At 66.1% G+C, this 17267-nt stretch carries 14 protein-coding genes and 1 pseudogene; 1 reads left to right on the top strand and 14 read right to left on the bottom strand.

The annotated features are described in order from the left end of the window. Positions 1–3: 3 nt before the first annotated feature. The 13 genes and pseudogenes from P8R42_01600 to P8R42_01540 form a co-directional block, all read right to left on the bottom strand. A complete protein-coding gene (locus P8R42_01600) occupies positions 4–1050 on the bottom strand; it encodes a fatty acid desaturase family protein (protein MDG2303339.1) in 1047 nt (348 codons plus the stop codon). Next, positions 1047–1940 carry a hypothetical protein gene (locus P8R42_01595; protein ID MDG2303338.1) on the bottom strand — a complete coding sequence of 298 codons (894 nt, stop codon included), beginning with the start codon at positions 1938–1940 and terminating at the stop codon, positions 1047–1049. Before P8R42_01595 ends, P8R42_01600 begins: the two co-directional genes overlap by 4 nt. A 58-nt stretch (positions 1941–1998) precedes the next feature. Then, positions 1999–3084, bottom strand: a pseudogene (locus tag P8R42_01590) (serine hydrolase). Between the two features lie 24 nt (positions 3085–3108). Then, a complete protein-coding gene (locus P8R42_01585) occupies positions 3109–4557 on the bottom strand; it encodes a sulfatase (GenBank protein MDG2303337.1) in 1449 nt (482 codons plus the stop codon). Between the two features lie 56 nt (positions 4558–4613). After that, positions 4614–5831 (bottom strand): MFS transporter, encoded by a 1218-nt coding sequence (locus P8R42_01580; protein ID MDG2303336.1) that lies wholly within the window; start codon positions 5829–5831, stop codon positions 4614–4616. Continuing rightward, positions 5828–6439 carry a DUF938 domain-containing protein gene (locus P8R42_01575; GenBank protein MDG2303335.1) on the bottom strand — a complete coding sequence of 204 codons (612 nt, stop codon included), beginning with the start codon at positions 6437–6439 and terminating at the stop codon, positions 5828–5830. Before P8R42_01575 ends, P8R42_01580 begins: the two co-directional genes overlap by 4 nt. A gap of 12 nt (positions 6440–6451) precedes the next feature. Beyond that, positions 6452–7663 (bottom strand): crosslink repair DNA glycosylase YcaQ family protein, encoded by a 1212-nt coding sequence (locus P8R42_01570; GenBank protein MDG2303334.1) that lies wholly within the window; start codon positions 7661–7663, stop codon positions 6452–6454. 59 nt (positions 7664–7722) lie between these two features. Then, positions 7723–8937 carry an MFS transporter gene (locus P8R42_01565; GenBank protein MDG2303333.1) on the bottom strand — a complete coding sequence of 405 codons (1215 nt, stop codon included), beginning with the start codon at positions 8935–8937 and terminating at the stop codon, positions 7723–7725. 27 nt (positions 8938–8964) lie between these two features. Continuing rightward, complete coding sequence (locus tag P8R42_01560; protein MDG2303332.1) at positions 8965–10539, bottom strand: acyl-CoA synthetase; 1575 nt, start codon at positions 10537–10539, stop codon at positions 8965–8967. Between the two features lie 89 nt (positions 10540–10628). Next, the gene (locus P8R42_01555) at positions 10629–11108 is read right to left on the bottom strand and encodes a DUF934 domain-containing protein (protein ID MDG2303331.1); all 480 of its coding nucleotides are present in this window, start codon (positions 11106–11108) and stop codon (positions 10629–10631) included. Then, positions 11086–12768, bottom strand: coding sequence for a nitrite/sulfite reductase (locus P8R42_01550; protein MDG2303330.1), 1683 nt, complete (start codon positions 12766–12768; stop codon positions 11086–11088). The genes P8R42_01555 and P8R42_01550 overlap by 23 nt, the downstream gene beginning before the upstream one ends. A gap of 8 nt (positions 12769–12776) precedes the next feature. After that, the gene (locus tag P8R42_01545; protein ID MDG2303329.1) at positions 12777–13088 is read right to left on the bottom strand and encodes a DUF2849 domain-containing protein; all 312 of its coding nucleotides are present in this window, start codon (positions 13086–13088) and stop codon (positions 12777–12779) included. A 95-nt stretch (positions 13089–13183) separates the two neighbouring features. Next, a complete protein-coding gene (locus P8R42_01540; protein ID MDG2303328.1) occupies positions 13184–13351 on the bottom strand; it encodes a hypothetical protein in 168 nt (55 codons plus the stop codon). Positions 13352–13562: 211 nt separating this feature from the next. On the opposite strand from P8R42_01540, the gene P8R42_01535 reads away from it, so the two are divergent. Further along, complete coding sequence (locus P8R42_01535; protein ID MDG2303327.1) at positions 13563–15749, top strand: DUF3604 domain-containing protein; 2187 nt, start codon at positions 13563–13565, stop codon at positions 15747–15749. 47 nt (positions 15750–15796) lie between these two features. On the opposite strand, the gene P8R42_01530 is transcribed toward P8R42_01535, so the two are convergent. Continuing rightward, positions 15797–17263, bottom strand: a complete 1467-nt coding sequence (locus P8R42_01530; protein MDG2303326.1) for an acetyl-CoA acetyltransferase — start codon at positions 17261–17263, stop codon at positions 15797–15799. Positions 17264–17267: the final 4 nt, after the last annotated feature.

Here is a 17267-nt window from a genome sequence, read left to right as displayed (position 1 = left end):
GCCTCAGGAAGCGGAGTCCCGCTGCTGGTCGGATGAATCGGGTGGCGCGATCAGGCCGTTCCGCTGCGACGGATCGTAGTCCGTCTTGTCATCCTCGACCGTTGTGCCGTCGGATTCCTTCGAGGCGGCGCGGCTCAGAACGATTCGGTAGCCGCGGTCGACGCAGGCTTCCTCGAGGATGCCGCGTTCGCTGAGGAGCGCGTGCATCCGAGGCAGGTTGTAGTGGGGCACGGTCATCAGCAGGTGATGCTCGAGGTGATAGTTGACCCGGTTCGGAGCGATGAGGAGTCTTTCGAGCGGCGACGCGATGGTCGTGCGCGTATTGCGCAGCGGATCGGTCTGGTCGGGCGTGAGGGCGTGCTCGGCGATCGCTCGGATCCGCGTGACCCAGGTGTAGGTCGTCATCCAGGCGAGGACCCAGAGTAGATACAGCGCGGGGTGCCCGAAGGCCGCCAGGGCACCGAAGAGGATCACGTTCGTAACGGTCACGCCGATCGCTGCCCAGCGGGCATCCTCGTCGACACGGAAGCGCGCGAACGTGCGCTTGAATGCGGCCTTCGCGAACTTCCGGCCCGTCTGGCCGCTGAGATCACGCCACATCTTCCGTCGCAGACTCCGCGGAGTGATCGGAAACGGCGTGATCAGTCCGAGGTCCGGGTCTTCGGCGGTGCCGGTCTTCCCGTGGTGCTGCAGATGGTAGGGTCGGTAAGGGCGCAGGTCGCTCCAGACCGGGTAGGCGCAGAGCCAGTTGCCGACCCAGTCGTTGACCTTCCGGTTGTGGAAGAGCGCGCGGTGCGAGGCGTCGTGCATGAGCACGGCAAAGCCCAGCATCCGCGCCCCGATCAGGAACGTGGCGAGAAGGGCGGTCAGGACGTTGGGCCACACGGCTACCATCGCGAACGCCGTGCCTACGATGCCCCAGTTAATCGTCAACGTGAGCCAGGAGCGCGCGTCGCGCATCGCCAGCAGGGAGTGAACCTCGTCGTTGGAGAGGGCTTTCCTCCAGTTGTGGGGTAGCGCTTCGTCTACGGTCGTTGCACTGGTCGTCATGGTCGTATGCCCTCCTTTCCTGCGGGGTCGGTGCCGTTGAATCCCGTTCGGGGTCCTGTGGTCACCGCCATGCGAGAGTCGATGGGCCCGCGCAGATGCGGTACGTCGTAACCGTTGAGGAACTCGGCCCATGCCGCGCGGCCGAGTCGGTCGTAGTCTTTCATGGAAGCGAGCAAGGCGCGCCGCTCCGTGGGAGGGCAGATCTCGTCGGGAAGGAGAGGGTCGAGGATCAGCTCGCGCAGGGCGCGTCCGCCTACGAGGAACGATTCGACCATCGCTTCGCGCGGGGGCGCGGCTGCGATGTGCGTCGTACTCTCGCGGAGTTCGTCATCGAGATCTCCGTACAGCGCCCGGAGGCTCTCGGTGTTCCAGAGGCTGCGCGCGGCGGCGTCTTGTTCGGCGTCGAGGTCGCGCAGCTCGCATACGAGATCGACCAGGGGCAGCCCGATGGACCGCAGTTCGGCGCGGAGTTCCGCCGTGGTCGCGCGTAGGTTGCTCGGCCGAACGGCGAGGTTCGGAAGCAGCAGCTCGAAGCCGAGGAGGTGCAGTGCTCGCTTGCGGCCACGTTTCTCGGAGCGGCCGATCTTCGGGTCGGCCGTGGCGCAGTGCACGCCGATCCAGCTGCCGTCCCACTGCCGCGTGCGGTGTCCGGGATCGCGCCAGCCGGCAAGGCGCTTGGCGACCGGCCGGGTGCCGTCACCGAGGCGGTACCGGCCTCGCTCGTCGCGGCCCACCTGGCCCGCGGCCAGGAGCCGGGCGAGAGCCACACGCATGTTGTTGGCGCCGATCCCGAAGAGCTCGCCGGCTTCGACCAGGGCGCTCACCGGCATCGTGCCGTGTTTGAGCGTCGACAGGAGGTCGAGGATGAAGCTTTTCGGGGAGGGCTTCATGATGTCTATATATTACATAAAGAGCCCAATTGAACAATAGATTGTAATATTTAGAGAATCAGGGCGAAATTCGGGCGTCCGCGATTCGGCGGTAGATCTCGTCGTAATGGTCCGCGAATCCGGGGGTCGTCCCGGCCCCCTGGGGCACGAGGATGAGGTCCTCGGACGGCGAGACGAGGATGAGCTGGCCGAGGAAGCCGGACGCGACGAAGACGTCGGAGGGCGCCGAGGGATACACCTTTCCTTCCGCGTGGTGTGCGAGCGTGACCGGCTCGAACCATTCCCGGTCGGCGTTCAGCCAGAAGAGATATCCGTAGTTGTTGCTGATCGAATTCGTAGTGTGCGTCGCGTCGCGGACGAAGTTTTCCGAAAGAATGGTCTCGCCGTTCCAGCGTCCCCCCTGAAGGTAGAGGTAGCCGAGTCGCGCCAGGTCGCGGGCGGTCGACTCGATCCCGTAGGCGAGGGTCATCTGACCGACGTCGTCGACGGAGGCGAACGTGCCGCTCATGCCGAGCCGGTCGAATAGAGATTCCTGCGCGAACGTGATCGTACGCTTTCCGGTCGCGGTACTCAGGACGCGATCGAGACATTGGATCGCCATCTGGTTGTATTGCCAGGTGGTGCCGGCTTCGAACTGCTGGCCGCGGTTCATTGCATAGTCGGTGAGATCGGTTGGGGTGACGCCTCCGCCGAGGGTGCCCGGGTAGTCGCCCGCGAAGTCCCACGTACGTCCAGAGTCCCCCGTCATCAAGTGGCGAATGGTGAGCGCTTCACTGTCCCCACCGATCTACTGTGGGATGAAGTCCGACGCGTGGTCCTCGCGATCGAGGAGCCCTTGCTGCTCGGCGACGCCGACGAGTGTGCTGGCGAAGGACTTCGTGACGGAGAAGACGGGGAGAGGAAGCGTGGGGTCGTGGTCCTCCCAGTATCTCTCCATGATGACCTCGCCCTCATGTACGACGAGGAGACTCTTCGAACGTGGCGCCGCGAGGGCATCGGCGGCGGCGTTCAATCGGTCGGAATCGAAGCCGTGGTCGGCCGGGGAGCCAATGCGCCAGATGCCCGTCGAGTCGACGTTCGCCGGGGTCGTGCTCGGCTCGACCGAGCCGTCGCCACAGGCCGCGGCCAGGATCGTGGTCGCCATAAGGATCGCTCGTAGGTTCATTCGTCACTCCTTGGCCGGGAGCTCCGGCTCCAGGTAGCCCAGGGCGCGGAGCCGCGCCGCGCGCGCGCGGTCGGGCGGGGTCGTCGTCAGATGCAGCGGGGTGACGCGGGACAGATAACGGCGAGTTTCGTCGCTGACCTCGGTCGGCGCCGTGGCGGGCCGCCAGCCCTGGTCTCGAGGCCAGTCGTATCGTTCGACCCGGATCTCGCTGATGTCACCTCTGTGTCCGGAGTCGTAAGACGGGAAGCGAAGCCGCGTGAAGCCGCCTTCCTCGTATATGGCGGTCTCGAGGCCGATGTCGCAGTACAGCTCGCGCGCCGGAAGGGGCTCGCCACTGCGGAGGTAGGGCCCCAGCGCAATCCCGGCAGTACCCGTCGGGACGTCGATCTGGGCGAGTTCGAGCAGGGTGGGCAGGATGTCGACCTGACTCACCGGCTCCGGTCGGCGAGCGGGTGGGATGCCCGGCGCCCGGAGAACGAAGGGGATGTGCGCGATGTCGGGCATGCTCGTGTGTCCGTGCTCGAACCAATGCTCCTCTTCCCCGAGGCTCTCGCCGTGGTCCGCGGTGAACAGGACGACGTGCTCCGCGTTCGGGTCTTGGCTGTCGAATGCGCGGAGCAGCTTCGCCATCCAGCGATCCGTGTAGAGGATCTCGGCGGCATAGCGGCGCTCGTACTGGCTCGGTTGGTCGAGGCCGGGAATCGCCTGATACGACGGCAGGCCGCGGAACCCACTCTGGGTAGAATTCACTGGGAGCGTGGGTTCATCCGCGACCGGTGCGGCCGGAAAGTCAGCGAGGACCTGTTCCGGTGGCGTGTAGGGGCCGTGCGGATCTTGATAGTGCACGACGAGGAACACGGGCTTGTCCCGCTCCCGTTCCAACCACCGGATGGCCCGCTTCGTAGTGAGTGCGGCGTCGCGCTCGAAGAAGAGCGGGCGGTTGGGTTCCTCAGTGGGGAGGTTCTCGTCGTAGAAGTCGAAGCCACGGTTTAGCCCGGTTGTGCTGCGCAGCATGACGTTGCTGATGAATGCGGCCGTTGCGTACCCCGCATCGCGAAACGCCTCGGCCAGGGTTGGTTCGTTTCGCAGAGCCGTATCTCCGTTGCGGTACCCGACCGCGTGCTGGCGGACGAACCGTGACGTGAACATCGATGCATGCGACGGCACGGTCGAAGCAGATGCGGCGATCGCTCGCTCGAACACGACTGCGTCGTGGGTCAGCTCGTCGAGGGAGGGGGTTCGCCCGGCGGGGAATCCGTACGTGGGTAGCCGGTCGGCGCGCAGGGTATCAACGATGATGAGCAGGACGTTCGGTTGAGCCGGCGAGAACGCAGCTTTCTTCGTCGCACCGGCGTGGACATCATTGGCAGCGTTGGGCGGTGGGTCGGTGCAGGCTGCCAGCACGATCGCGCACAGACCGAGCAGCGCCAGCGTTCGTCGACCGGGGGCCATCCCAGACTGGTAGAGAGCGAGCGTGTGAGGTGTCAACCGCAAACCGCGCGCCGCCGTTATGGGCGGCGCGTCCTGGCGGCGGCGGTGAGCGCGGCTGACAACGCAATGACCACGGCAGCCCCCAGGAACACGCTTCGGTAGGTGCCGGTGAAGTCGCGCAGGAGCCCGGCCAGGGGTGCGGCCGCGATCAGGAAGGGAAGTCCTAAGGCGCCGGTTACACCAAGGGCGCGTCCGACGACCTGGGGACCGAAGCGGCCACCGAGCAGGAGCGGGAGAAGAGGCTGTCCGGCTCCGAAGCTAAAGGTCAACGGACAGACCGCTGCGAACACGAGGAGAGAAGAGTCGGCGAGGCCGATGAAGAGCAGGCCGACGATGAAGACAGCGAGGACTCCCAGGAAAACGGACTTCGGGCGAAGGCGATCGGCGAGGGCGCCCGCGCCGATCGTGCCGACGAGATTGGCGCCCGCGGCCATCGTGGCGCCCGCCGCTGCGGCCCACGGGGAGAACTCGAGCTCGAGAAGCAGCGGCACGATAAACAGGCCCGCGCCCACGGGCACGGAGAAGTACAGCCCGAACGCGAAGGCGACGAGCCAGAAATCTCGTTGGTGCAGAAGATCGCTGATCGAAGAGTCCGCGTCCGCTCGCGGTTCCTCCTCGGCGGCGGCTTCCGGCACTCCGTCGACGGTTTCGCCGACCTCCGAGGGCCGTGCCACGACTACGAACGCGATGATGGGGAGTGCGATCGCACCGAGCGCGAGGGAGAGGGCAGAGAACGCGGTGCGCCAGCCGCCGATCTCGATCAGCCACGCCGTGGCGGTGGGCACGAAGAAACCCACGATCGGTGGTCCCGCCGCCGCGATCGCGAGAGCGGTCCCCCGGCGTTTGGCGAACCAGTTCACGAGCACGACGTTGGCCGGGAGCGGACCGTAGGCGGCGATGCCGACCGATGCGATCGCGAGCCCGAGGCCGAGCTCGCCCATGTTCGTGGCCCGCGCCATCCACCCGACGCCGCCCATCATGAGCGCAACCCCGCCGAGCATCACGGGCCGGATGATCCCTCGGTCGAGAAGCGGGCCGAGGAACGCGCTCGTCAGGGCCATCGAGAGAACGAAGACCGACATTCCCGCGCCGATCATTGCGGTGCTCGCATCGAACTCCGCGGCGATTGGTTCCACGACGAGCCCGTACGCGTTCAGGAGGCCGATTCCGCAGCCCTGCGCGATCGCGAGCGCCGCGACCATGCGCCAGCCGCGGAACGAGCCCTGTTCGCTCAACGGGTTGCCTCGGCGTCGGCCGAAGCGCGAAACACGAGCAGCAGGTTGTTGGCCGGCATCTGGGTCGTTCCCTGATGGACGAGCCCGGCGTTCGCTGCCTCTGCGGTGACGAACTCGAGGTCGCGGATTCCCCACGACGGATTGCGGGCGCGCAGATCTTCGTCGAACGAGGCGTTGCTCGCCGCGGTGTGCGCGCCGTCGCGGCGGTACGGGCCGTAGAGGATGAGGAGACCTTTCGGCTCGAGGGCACGGCCGGCGCCGACCACGAGTCCCGTGCACGCTTCGATGGGGGCGATGTGGATCATGTTCGCGCAGAAGATCGCGCTCACGCCGTTCAGCGGCCACTCCCGGGCGGAGGCGTCGAGGGCGATTGCCGGCTGTACGTTCGCCAGGTTACGGGCCCACTCGTCGGTGCTCGCGCGCGCCTCGGGGTCGAGGTCGCTCGGTTGCCACTCCAGGTTCGGGAACTCCGGAGCGAAGAAAGCCGTGTGCTGGCCCGTGCCGCAGGCGATCTCGAGAACGCGGCCGCTCTTTGGCAGACAGTCCCGCAGGACTTCGAGAATCGGTTCCCGATTGCGGTCGGTGGCGGGAGCGTGTCGTCGCGGCATCGTCCGCGGACGCTAGCACTCCCCCGCGCGAACCGCCGGACCGAGCGCACGAGCGAATCCGCCGCGGCGGTCGACGCGGACGCTCTCCAGACCGAGCCAGTCTGCGAGCAGTCGCAGTTCCGGCGCGAGAGCGGCTGCGACGGTCTCGGCATTCAGGTCGTCCTCCAAGTGCGAGGACAGGACGTCGAGCCGGCCCCGCGCGCGTTCCGCCTTCAGATCGATGCGGGCTACGAGGCGGTCGCCGAGGAGGAATGGAAGCACGTAGTAGCCCCAGCGGCGCTTGGGCTTCGGGACGAAGATCTCGAGTCGGTAGTCGAACCCGAAGAGGCGCGCCATCCGGTCGCGGGTCCACACGACGGGATCGAACGGCGAGAGCAGTGCGGAGGCGTCGGCGACGCGTGGGTGTGCCGCTTTCGGGTGGAGGTACGCGGGTTCCTGCCAGCCTTCGACCGCGACCTCGCGAAGCTTGCCTCGTTCCGCGAGTTCGCGAAGGCGGCTCCGCGTTTCGGTCATCGGCATGCGCCAGTAGTCCGCGAGGTCGCCCGCGGTCGCGATGCCGTGGGCGCGCGCCGCCTGCGAGAGCAGCTCGCGTTGGCTTTCCTCCTTGGAGAGGGTGCGTTCGAGGTGTTCCTCGGGGACGACGCGCTCCGGAAGGTCGAACTCGCGCATGAAGTTGGGGCGACGCGTGGACGCGACGACCCGACCGTGGCCGAAGTGGTGATCCAGAACCATACGCGGCACGGATCGGCTCCAGACCCCGGGAATCTTCCGGGCTACACCGTCGGGTGGTTCCAGGTCGTCGGCGGACAGCGGGCCGCGTGCCCGCACGTCTTCGAGCACGGAGTCGACGTACTCTTGATGCTTTCGTCTGAAGGCATCGAAGCGTTTTGAGCGCTGGAACTCCTCGCGGCGGTGCGCGAGCAGCGGCCAGGTCTTCATTGGAACGATCGATGCCTCGTGGGCCCATTGCTCGACGAACTCGCGACGCTGGAAAACGAGGCGGTCGAGCAGGGCGCGGTCGAAGGGCCCGAGGCGGGAGAACAGAACGAAGTAGTGCGCGGGAACGAGCACGTTCACGTAGTCGATTTGCAACAGGCCGAGCTCGTGGATCACCCGGCGAACGTGGGACAGTCCGACGCGCCCTTTGGGACGTCGGCGCGTGAGGCCCTGGGCGCTGAGCGCGATCCGGCGGGCGGCCGCGATCGAAAGGGGGCGCGGGGGCATGCGCGCTCAGCTGTAGGCGAATAAAGGGCGAATGTCGAGGCGCCGGTCGCGCGAAGAAATCAGGCCGCGGGCGGCCGCCAGGCGCGCAGTTCCGGGAGCCGCACCGCGACGATTCCCGTGATCCCAAGGCAAGCGATCGCACCGGCAACGACGGAGAACGTGGCACTGGTGAGCGAAGCGAGGAAGCCCGACTCCACCTCGCCGAGTTCGTTGGATGCGCCGATGAAGATCATGCTCACCGCGCTCACCCGTCCCCGAAGGGAGTCCGGCGTCGACATCTGCAGGATGACGGAGCGAACGGTCATGCTCACCTGGTCGGCCATGCCGGCCACGACGAACGCAGCCACCGACACCGGGAAGGATCGCGACAGTCCGAAGACCAGAGTCGCGAGTCCGAACACCACGACGACCTGGAGGAGAACGCGGCCGGGTCGCTCGAACGGTCGGACCACGAGTAGGGCGAGCGCCATCGTGAGTGTGCCGATTCCCATGGACGCTCGCAGCACCCCGTACCCGACCGGTCCGACGTGGAGGATCTCTTCGGCGTAGACGGGCAGAAGGGCCGTCGCACTGGCAAAGATGACCGCGAACATGTCGAGCGACATCGATCCGAGGATCGGCTTCGCTCGCCACACGAAGGAGATTCCTTCGCGAACCGCGTCAAAGGAGATCTCCGAGCGTTCCCCGAGCAGAGGCGGCGCACGCAACGCGGCCATGCACGCGATCGACGCGAGGTAAAAGAGCGCCGCGAGTGCATACGGGGCTCCGAACCCCAGAGGCTCGATCAGGAATCCCATCGCGATCGGGCCCGCGACCCACGCGCCGTGTGTGAAGCTCGCGTTCACCACGGTTGCGTTCTGGAAGATCTCGATTGGCACGAGGCTCGGCAGGAGCGCACTCGCTGAGGGTGCGGCGAATCCGCTCGAGATCGCGAGGACGAACGCGATCGAGAAGATCCAGATGGCGTCGCCCTCGGCACCGTGCGTCTGGGCGGCAAGGACGAGCGCGGCGGCCGCGGCGGCAGCGTACGACAGGATGATCACGCGCCGACGGTCGAACCGGTCGGCGAGTGCTCCCGCGAGGAGAGAGACGGGGATCACCGGCAGGAACTCGACGAGGCCGAGAAGCCCGAGAGCCGCGTACGAGCCCGTTACGACGTATACGTGGTAAGACAACATCGCCGCGACCAGGGCCCGGGCGAACCGGGAGAAGAAGCGCGAGGCCAGGTACAACCGCACGGCCGGAGTTGCGAGAACCTGTCGCGTCGGATGCATGAGAGAAGGCCGTCGCCCCGCGGGGCACTAGATGGCTCGCTCGTGACCGACCCAGTAAGGGTCGCGGAGCTTGCGCTTGTACAGCTTCCCGTTGGGGTCGCGGGGCAGGGCGTCGTTGAAGTCGATGCTTCTGGGCGTCTTGAACTTTGCGAGTCGGTCGCGACAGAAGTCGAGGATGTCTTCGCGCAGATCCTCGTTGGCCTCGAAGCCAGGGGCGGGTTCGACGACGGCCTTCACTTCTTCGCCCCAGTCCTCGTGCGGGATCCCGAACACGGCGACGTCTCCGACCTTTGGGTGTGTGAGAAGGACGTTCTCGATCTCGGCCGGGTAGATGTTTGCTCCGCCCGAGATGATCATGTCGATCTTCCGATCGCAGAGGAACAGGTAGCCCTCTTCGTTGAGGTAGCCGACGTCGCCGACGGTGAAGTAGGTCTGTCCCTCGAGTTCGATCCGGTTCTTCTTCGTTTTCGCCGTGTCGCCCTTGTACTCGAACGAGATCGCGGGCGGCAGGAGCATGAACACCGTCCCTTGCTCTCCGTGGGGCAGGGACGTCGCAGTGTCGTCGTCGATGATCTTCACGTCCGCGCCGACCCAGGGTAGCCCCACCGTGCCGGGATACTTGCGCCATTCTTCGGGCGATACGATCGTGCCGCCACCTTCGGTTGCTCCGTAGTACTCCCAGATCGAGTTGCCCCACCAGTCGAGCATGCGACGTTTGACTTCGGGCGGGCAGGGGGCGGCCGCGTGCAGCATGTGTCGCGTCGACGAGCAGTCGTACTTGGCTCGAACGTCCTCGGGGAGCAGGAGCAGTCGGTGGAACTGCGTCGGCACCATGTGCGACACGGTCACGTTGTATTTGTCGATCAGCTCGAGCATTCCCTCGGGGGTCCACTTGTCCATGAGCACGACGGTGTGGCCGAGATGGAATGCGCACGCCGCGTGGATCAAGACGGCTGTGTGGTACAGCGGCGAGCCGCAGAGGTACACGTTGTCGTTCTCGGGCTGGATGCCGAACATCCCGAGGAAGCCGGCGAGGAGCTCGCCCATGTCGTCCGGTTCGATCTCCCGCGGGGCGAGGGGCCGCCGGACTCCCTTGGGCTTCCCGGTCGTTCCCGAGGTGTAGTTCATCACCTGGCCGGGAGCGCGCTCTGCCGGCGGCTGGGGGGACTGGCCTTCGCGCAGGGAGTCCACTGAGCGGAACCCGGCGACGGTCCCGATGGCGAAGCAGGCGTCGGTCGGGAAACCGATCTCTTCGACCGCTTTGGTGCAGGCGTCGGCGATGCGTTCGTGTCCGAAGAGTGCTTTCGCGCCGCAATCCTGGACGATGTACGCGATCTCGCTCGGCGCCAGGTGCCAGTTGACCGGCGTGAGGTACCAACCGGCCTGCGTGGCGGCGAAGTAGATCTGCAGGTACTCGGCGCAGTTCGGCATGCAGATGGCGATCGAGTCGCCGTACTCGAGACCGAGTGCGCGGAGTCCGTGGACGATCTCGTTCGCGGCCGCGTGCATCTCCCCGCCGGTCCATTCCCGCATGTGCGGGTCGACAAACATCGTGCGGTCGGGGGCCTTGCTCGCGTGATTCCAGAAGCTGTGTTCTGCCAAGGGAAGTCCTTCCTGTGCGCAGGAGATGTTCTGGCTCGGAGCGCCCGAATGGTCCCGGCGTGCGCAGGCGGGGGTCGGCGCCTCCGCTTTTAGCGGGTGCGGGGAACGGTGCGGGTGTCGATCGCGTCCTGATACGTGACGCTGAAATCGCCGAAGCCTTCGAGAGCGCTCTCGACGCTCTTGCCCTCAGCGACTTCGTACGTGTCGAAGCCGCAGCGCTCCATGAACAGGATCTGGTCGCGTAGGACGTTGCCGACGGCGCGGATCTCATCTTTGTACTCGAGCCGCTCGCGGAGGAGCCGTGCGATACTGAAGGCGCGGCCGTCGCGGTAGATCGGGAAGTGAACGGCGATCGCGGAGAAGTTCGTAAGGTCGCCCTCGAGTTCCCTCGGATCGATCGTGTTGGGCAGGGTTACGCCGAGCTTGCCGCTGCGAGCCAGGAGTGCGTCTCGGTCCGAACGCCAGCGCTCGACCGAGACAAAGACGTTTCCGTTCGCCGGGACCGCCGTGTCGTCCGCGACCGTCGTCCAGTCGTCGTCGACGATCTTACGATTTCGAATGATCTGCATAGAGCACGTCGCCGTAGAGGGTGTCGCGGAAAGGCTCTTCGCCGACCCGTCGGTAGGTTTGCAGGAAGGCCTCATCCGGTGATTCCCGGAGGTCGACATATTTCTTCAGGACTTTCTCGACCGCGTCGACGATCTCTTCGGCGGGGAACGAGCGGCCGAGGATCTTGCCGATCGACGCGTCGTCGCCGGCCGAGCCGCCCAGCATGAGCTGGTAGTGCTCGACCCCGCGCTTGTCGATGCCGAGGATGCCGATGTGGCCCACGTGATGGTGGCCGCAGGCGTTGATACAGCCGGAAATCTTGAGCGCGAGCTCGCCGAGGTCGTCTTGGTAGTCGATGTTCTCGAAGCGCTCGGTGATCTCCTGAGCGACGGGAATCGACCGGGCGTTCGCCAGATTGCAGAAGTCGAGGCCGGGGCAGCAGATCATGTCGTTGATCCGCCCGATGTTCGGCGTCGCGACGCCGAGGGCGACGAGATCGGCGTGTAGTGCCTCCAACTCGGAAGTCTTCACGTGCGGGAAGACGAGATTCTGGATGTGCGTCACGGAGATCTCGCCGAAGCTGTACTGGTCGGAAAGATCGGCGACGGTGTCCATCTGGACGTCGGAGAGGTCGCCGGGCGGGGTGCCCGGCTCCTTCAGGGAGAGGGTGACTGCGCAGTAGCCCGGCTGCTTGTGGAGCGCGACGTTGTTGCGCACCCAGCGTGCGAGGTTCGAGTCGCCGGCGCGGAGCTGCTCGAGCTGAGCGTCGGAGTCGGGGAGGTCTTCGTAAGCGGGGGCGGTGAAGAAGCCACGCATGCGCTCGATCTCGGCCTCGTCGAGGCGCAGCGAACTGCTCTTGGTGTCTTCCCATTCGGCCTCGACGAGCTCACGGAACTTGTCGGGTCCGGTCTCGTTCACGAGGATCTTGATGCGCGCCTTGTAGATGTTGTCGCGCCGGCCGAGCCGGTTGTACACGCGCAGGATTGCCTCGAGGTACGAGATCAGGTGTTTGCGTGGCAGGAACTCGCGGATGAGCTTGGAGATGACCGGCGTGCGGCCCATCCCGCCGCCGACCCAGATCTCGAAGCCGCGCTCGCCGTCCTTGTCGACGATCTTCACGCCGATGTCGTGGTACTTCATCGCGGCGCGATCGTTCTCGCCCGAGGCGGTGTACGCGATCTTGAACTTGCGAGGCAGGAACGCGAACTCGGGGTGGAACGTCGACCACTGCCTCGTGATCTCACAGAACGGCCGCGGATCTTCGAGCTCGTCACGCGCGACGCCGGCGAGCGGGTCGGTCGTGATGTTTCGGATGCAGTTGCCGCTCGTCTGGATGGCGTGCATCTCGACCTCGGCCAGTTCGTCGAGGATGGTGGGGACGTCTTCCAGCTTGGGCCAGTTGAGCTGCAGGTTCTGCCGCGTAGTGAAGTGGCCGTAGCCGCGGTCGTACTTGCGTGCGATGTGCGCCAACTTCCGCATCTGCGTGCTCGAGACCACGCCGTAGGGGATCGCGATGCGCAGCATGTACGCGTGGAGTTGAAGGTAGAGCCCGTTCTGAAGCCGGAGCGGCTTGAACTCGTTCTCGGTCAGTTCGCCGGAGATGCGTCGTTCGACCTGCCCGCGGAACTGCACGGCGCGCTCGCGCACCAACTTCTGGTCGTACTCGTCGTACTTGTACATGGCTCGTCCTAGGACGCCCGGGCGCCGGCTTGGTCGGGGCGTCGAATGCGGGTGCTGGGCCCCTCGGCGCGGAGGATCTCCCGAGCGGAGACCGGCTTGATCGCGTCGCCGACTCGCTCCGCCGCGAAGATGTAGGGCTCGGTGATTACGCTCTCGTGAACCTTCACCTCGGCGAGCTTCGTCTCGGCTTGCTGCTCACTCTTAAAGGCGTGCGCCTCGGCGAGGGTAGTCGCCCAAGTGCCGCCGGCGCGTAGGTACGCAACCGAGCCTTCGTCCGTGAGACTTCCGGTAATGACGTAACATCTGGGAACATTGGGCATGCGCGTGGGTCCGCCTTCTCTCTGATGCATAATTCAAAGGCAGAACCCGTGCCACTTTGGGGTTTTCCCGGGCGGAGCGCCCCGTCCGGGCTGCGTCAGGGGTGGGCGGCCATCTGGCGGGCCGGCCACTCCTTGTTGTTGGTGATCGGCTCGACGATGCAGCCTGGGGCGTCGTGGTCCTCGCAGCAGCGCTGAAGCTCCTCCACGTCCTTTCCATACTCGGCCCGGAGGTCGGTGTCTTCGTCGGGCAGACGGGAGCCCATCCAGCCTTGCGGGGCGCTATCCAGGGGTTGATCTGGGCGAGGGCGGGAGCGGCGAAGGCGAGGATTCAGAGGGCTGCGAGCCAGGCGATTCGGCAATCGAAGTTTCGCCCTTGCCGTCGCTTCTTCATCGGCGGACAGAGTGCCCGATTCTTATCGTTGATTCCAGCAATGTGGCTTGTCTCGCAGGACGCGGCGCGATAGCGCAGGCCGAGTGACCCGTCGCCGCCACCTTCCGGTCCTCGCGTCCGTCTACATCTCGCTAGCCGCCTGCACCGGGGAGCATCAGGGGCCGGGGACTCCGCATCCGGCCGCCGCGCCGTCCGAGGTCGTAGATGCCCGACAACAGCGGTTCGAACTTCCCGCGGGGGAGGCGTCGGAGAAGCAGATCCTCTTCGGTGATCTGCACGTGCATACGACGTTTTCCGCCGACGCCTACGTGCTGAGCTTGCCGATGATGGGGGGCGAGGGCGCGCATCCGCCCGCCGACGCATGCGACTACGCGCGATTCTGCGCGGCTCTCGACTTCTGGAGCATCAACGACCACGCCGAGGGGCTCACGCCTGAGCACTGGGCGGAGACCCGGGACTCGATCCGGCAGTGCAACGCGGTCGCGACGGGCGCCCCCGACACGGTGGCCTTCCTTGGTTGGGAATGGTCGCAGGTCGGTCTGACCCCGAGCGAGCACTTTGGGCACAAGAACGTGATCCTGCGGGGGACCGAAGAAGAACAGATGCCGCGACGGGCGATTGCGGCCCCGCGGCCAGACTTCCGGGCGGCGCCGATGCCCCTCGCGGGCCGGGTCGCGCTTCCGCTTCTCTACTTCTCCGAGCGTCAGCAGTATTTCGACTACTTCACGTACCTCAAGGAGGTCGAGAACACGCCCCTCTGTCCGACCGACGTCGCCCCCGCCGACCTGCCCGATGACTGCCACGAAATCGCGATGGACCCGGCTGAGCTCTTCGAGCGCCTCGATGGGATCGACACGGGCAGCATCGTGATCCCGCACGGGACGGCGTGGGGACTCATGACGCCGCCGGGAACGAGCTGGGATCTCCAGCTGTCGCGCAAGCAGCACGATCCGAAGCGCCAGAAGATGATCGAGGTATACTCGGGCCATGGGAGCTCCGAGGAGTACCGCGATTGGCTATCCTTCGAGGTCGACGCCTCCGGGGCTCTGGGTTGTCCCGAACCTCGGCCGGACTACCTCCCGTGTTGCTGGCGGGCCGGCCAGATCATTCGTGCTCGTTGTGAGAGCCCGGCTTCGGAGGAGTGCGACGCGCTCGTCGCGAAGGCTCGTCAGGACTACGTAGAGTCCGGCGTTGGCGCTCACAAATCGGTACCGGGGGCGACGGTCGAGGACTGGCTCGACTGTGGCCAGTGCCGCGACTGTTTCGTTCCGGCCTTCAATCTCCGGCCCGGGATGACCGCGCAGTACGCGCTCGCGCTCGGCGGCTTTAAAGAGGAGGGTGCACCTACCCGGTTCCGGTTCGGGATGATCGGGTCGAGTGACACGCACGGTTCGAGGGGCGGAAACGGTTTCAAGGAGGTCGGGCGTCACGGCCTGACCGAAGGCCGCGGCCCTCAGGGCCTGGCCAAGCGTCTAGTAGGAGATACGCGCGAGCCGATTGCGGCGACCGAGAAGATCAACGTGGCGAATCTCCCGCTCGCGAGTCGCCGGTACACGGAACGGGGCGCCTCGTATCTCACGACCGGCGGGATCGTCGCCGTGCATGCCGACGCCCGTGATCGCGACTCGATCTTCGATGCGCTGGAACGGCGCGAGGTCTACGCCACGTCCGGAGACCGCATTCTCCTGTCGTTCGATCTGTTGAACGGGCCGGGCGGTTCGGTGCCGATGGGCGGCGAGGTCGACGACTTCGCGGGCGTGCCCCGTTTTCGTGTGAGCGCGGCCGGGGCGTTTGCCCAGAAGCCGGGATGTCCGACATGGGTGGAGGAGACGCTCTCCGAGGGGGACATCGAACGGTTGTGCCTGGGCGAGTGTTACAACCCCGGCGACGAGCGGAGACCGATCACGCGCATCGAGGTCGTACGGATTCGCCCACAGGTCTCCCCGGACGAACCCTTGGAAGCTCTGATCGAGGATCCCTGGCGCCGCCTGCCGTGCTCGGGCGATCCGGGTGGTTGCGCGGTGGAGTTCGATGACCCCGAGTTCGGCACGGCGAATCGCGAGGCGCTCTACTACGTGCGCGCCATTCAAGAGCCGACCGAAGCGGTGAACGGCGCGGGCCTTCGCTGCGAGTGGGAGGACGGGGAGTGCGTGCGCGTGCGCCCCTGTTACGGAGACGAGCGCACGCCGGTCGCCGACGATTGTCTCGCCGAGGTGGAAGAACGCGCCTGGTCCTCGCCGATTTTCCTCACGCCGGCAGGCACGAGCTAGCGGAGCCTAGATGCTAGGGCCGCCGCGATCCATCTCGGGTCAGGCGTCTAAACGAACGCGACGTGTCCGGGGGCCAGGTCGAGTGTCCGGCCACAGACTTCGTTCTCCGCAACGATCGTGGTGATCGCCTCCTCCGGTGTGGATGCGATCGTTCGCTTGCCGTCTGGTGTGTCGCAGATGAACGCGGCGCGCGGTCCCGTCGGTTCGTAGAGCACCGTCGCCGACGCGATGGTGGCCGTTCCGGTGTACTCGCTCCGCGAGGGGATGCGTTCGAGGTCCTTTTCGACCGCGGCACTGACGTCGGAGAACTCGAAGGGTCGGTCGCCGGGGTCGGTGGACCACAGACTCACGCCTTGCTTGGTTAGGAGACCGCTCACGGCGGTGACGAGCCCCGCGTCTCCGGGAGAGGCGCGCAGGATGTTCGCCATCTTCACCATTGCCTGCAGCACGAAATTGTTCAGCGGGCCGCCACCGAAGGCCATCCCGCCGGTGACAGTGACGGGGAGGGCGGGATCGATCCCGATTTCGCGGATCTGGGCGCGCACGGCAGCGGGGAAGCAGCTGTACAGTTCCCGGTGTTTCACGTCGGTGACTCTCAGTCCGGCGGTTTCGAAGGCACGTGCCGCTGCGATCCGAAAACCGTGGGAACGATGCAGTTCCGCGCGCTCGCAGAGCGGGACCATGTGGTTCGCGTCCGCGACGGCGCGCGGGTAGAGCCAGCGGTCCTCGGCGATGCCGAGATCGCGTGCGACCTGCACGGAGCATAGGATCAAGCCGGCTGCCTGGTCCACGTTCCACTGCGAGTTGTGTCGCTTCGTGTAAGGGAAGGCGAGCATGCGGTTCTTCGCGTCCGGCGTGGCGATCTGGTCTGGGGTGAGCGCCTCGCGGACCCAGGCGTCGGGATTGTTCGCCGCGACCTCACTCATGCCTGCCCACATCTCCGCGATCTCGCGGATGTGCTCTGGGATCGTCTTTCGTTCCGCGTAGCGAAGTGCGTTGTCGATCAGGGCGTACTGGTTCACCGGCATGGCCAGGCCGTGGACAAGTTCGGGCTCGTTCATGATTTCTTCGTGCGGTGCGAGGAACTCGTCGGGCTGCGCACCGTGCTGGTCGGTGTAGGTCGGCTCGACGCCGGCGATCTGCGCACGCAGCGCTCGGAACTTCCCCTCGCCTCCGACGACCAGGGCGATATCCTCGTCGCCGGCGGCAATCGCGCGCGCGCTTCGTCCGAACAGCGTCGTCTGCAGGATTCCAATTTCCGCGAATTCGGTCTTCGCTTTGGCGCCGAACCGGCCCGCGATGAGCCGTCCCGGGTCGGAGTATGGCGGAAAACCCTTGGGCACTCGCACGATGCTCGCGCGCTCGAGGAGTGCGCGGTTGCCCGCATCGTCGGCGGCACGCTCGAGCGCTTCTATCATGAGCTCGATAGGCTCGCGGGCCACGGCGTGGTCTTCGATTCGCTGTGAGACGGCGCCGGCGCCGACGAGGACGGGAGTTCTCGGGTCGATCGACATGCAG

This window comes from Candidatus Binatia bacterium, from assembly GCA_029243485.1.
In the GTDB taxonomy this organism is placed as follows: Bacteria; Desulfobacterota; Binatia; order UBA12015; family UBA12015; genus VGTG01.
The sequence above is the reverse complement of the archived record's forward strand: the minus strand, read 5'-3'. Positions and strand labels throughout refer to the sequence as shown.

Excerpts from the sequence above, each read along its gene's own strand:
- P8R42_01600 (MDG2303339.1), bottom strand. The coding sequence starts at position 1,050 with ATGACGACCAGTGCAACGACCGTAGACGAAGCGCTACCCCACAACTGG.
- P8R42_01595 (MDG2303338.1), bottom strand. The coding sequence starts at position 1,940 with ATGAAGCCCTCCCCGAAAAGCTTCATCCTCGACCTCCTGTCGACGCTC.
- P8R42_01585 (MDG2303337.1), bottom strand. The coding sequence starts at position 4,557 with ATGGCCCCCGGTCGACGAACGCTGGCGCTGCTCGGTCTGTGCGCGATC.
- P8R42_01575 (MDG2303335.1), bottom strand. The coding sequence starts at position 6,439 with ATGCCGCGACGACACGCTCCCGCCACCGACCGCAATCGGGAACCGATT.
- P8R42_01570 (MDG2303334.1), bottom strand. The coding sequence starts at position 7,663 with ATGCCCCCGCGCCCCCTTTCGATCGCGGCCGCCCGCCGGATCGCGCTC.
- P8R42_01565 (MDG2303333.1), bottom strand. The coding sequence starts at position 8,937 with ATGCATCCGACGCGACAGGTTCTCGCAACTCCGGCCGTGCGGTTGTAC.
- P8R42_01555 (MDG2303331.1), bottom strand. The coding sequence starts at position 11,108 with ATGCAGATCATTCGAAATCGTAAGATCGTCGACGACGACTGGACGACG.
- P8R42_01550 (MDG2303330.1), bottom strand. The coding sequence starts at position 12,768 with ATGTACAAGTACGACGAGTACGACCAGAAGTTGGTGCGCGAGCGCGCC.
- P8R42_01545 (MDG2303329.1), bottom strand. The coding sequence starts at position 13,088 with ATGCCCAATGTTCCCAGATGTTACGTCATTACCGGAAGTCTCACGGAC.
- P8R42_01540 (MDG2303328.1), bottom strand. The coding sequence starts at position 13,351 with ATGGGCTCCCGTCTGCCCGACGAAGACACCGACCTCCGGGCCGAGTAT.
- P8R42_01530 (MDG2303326.1), bottom strand. The coding sequence starts at position 17,263 with ATGTCGATCGACCCGAGAACTCCCGTCCTCGTCGGCGCCGGCGCCGTC.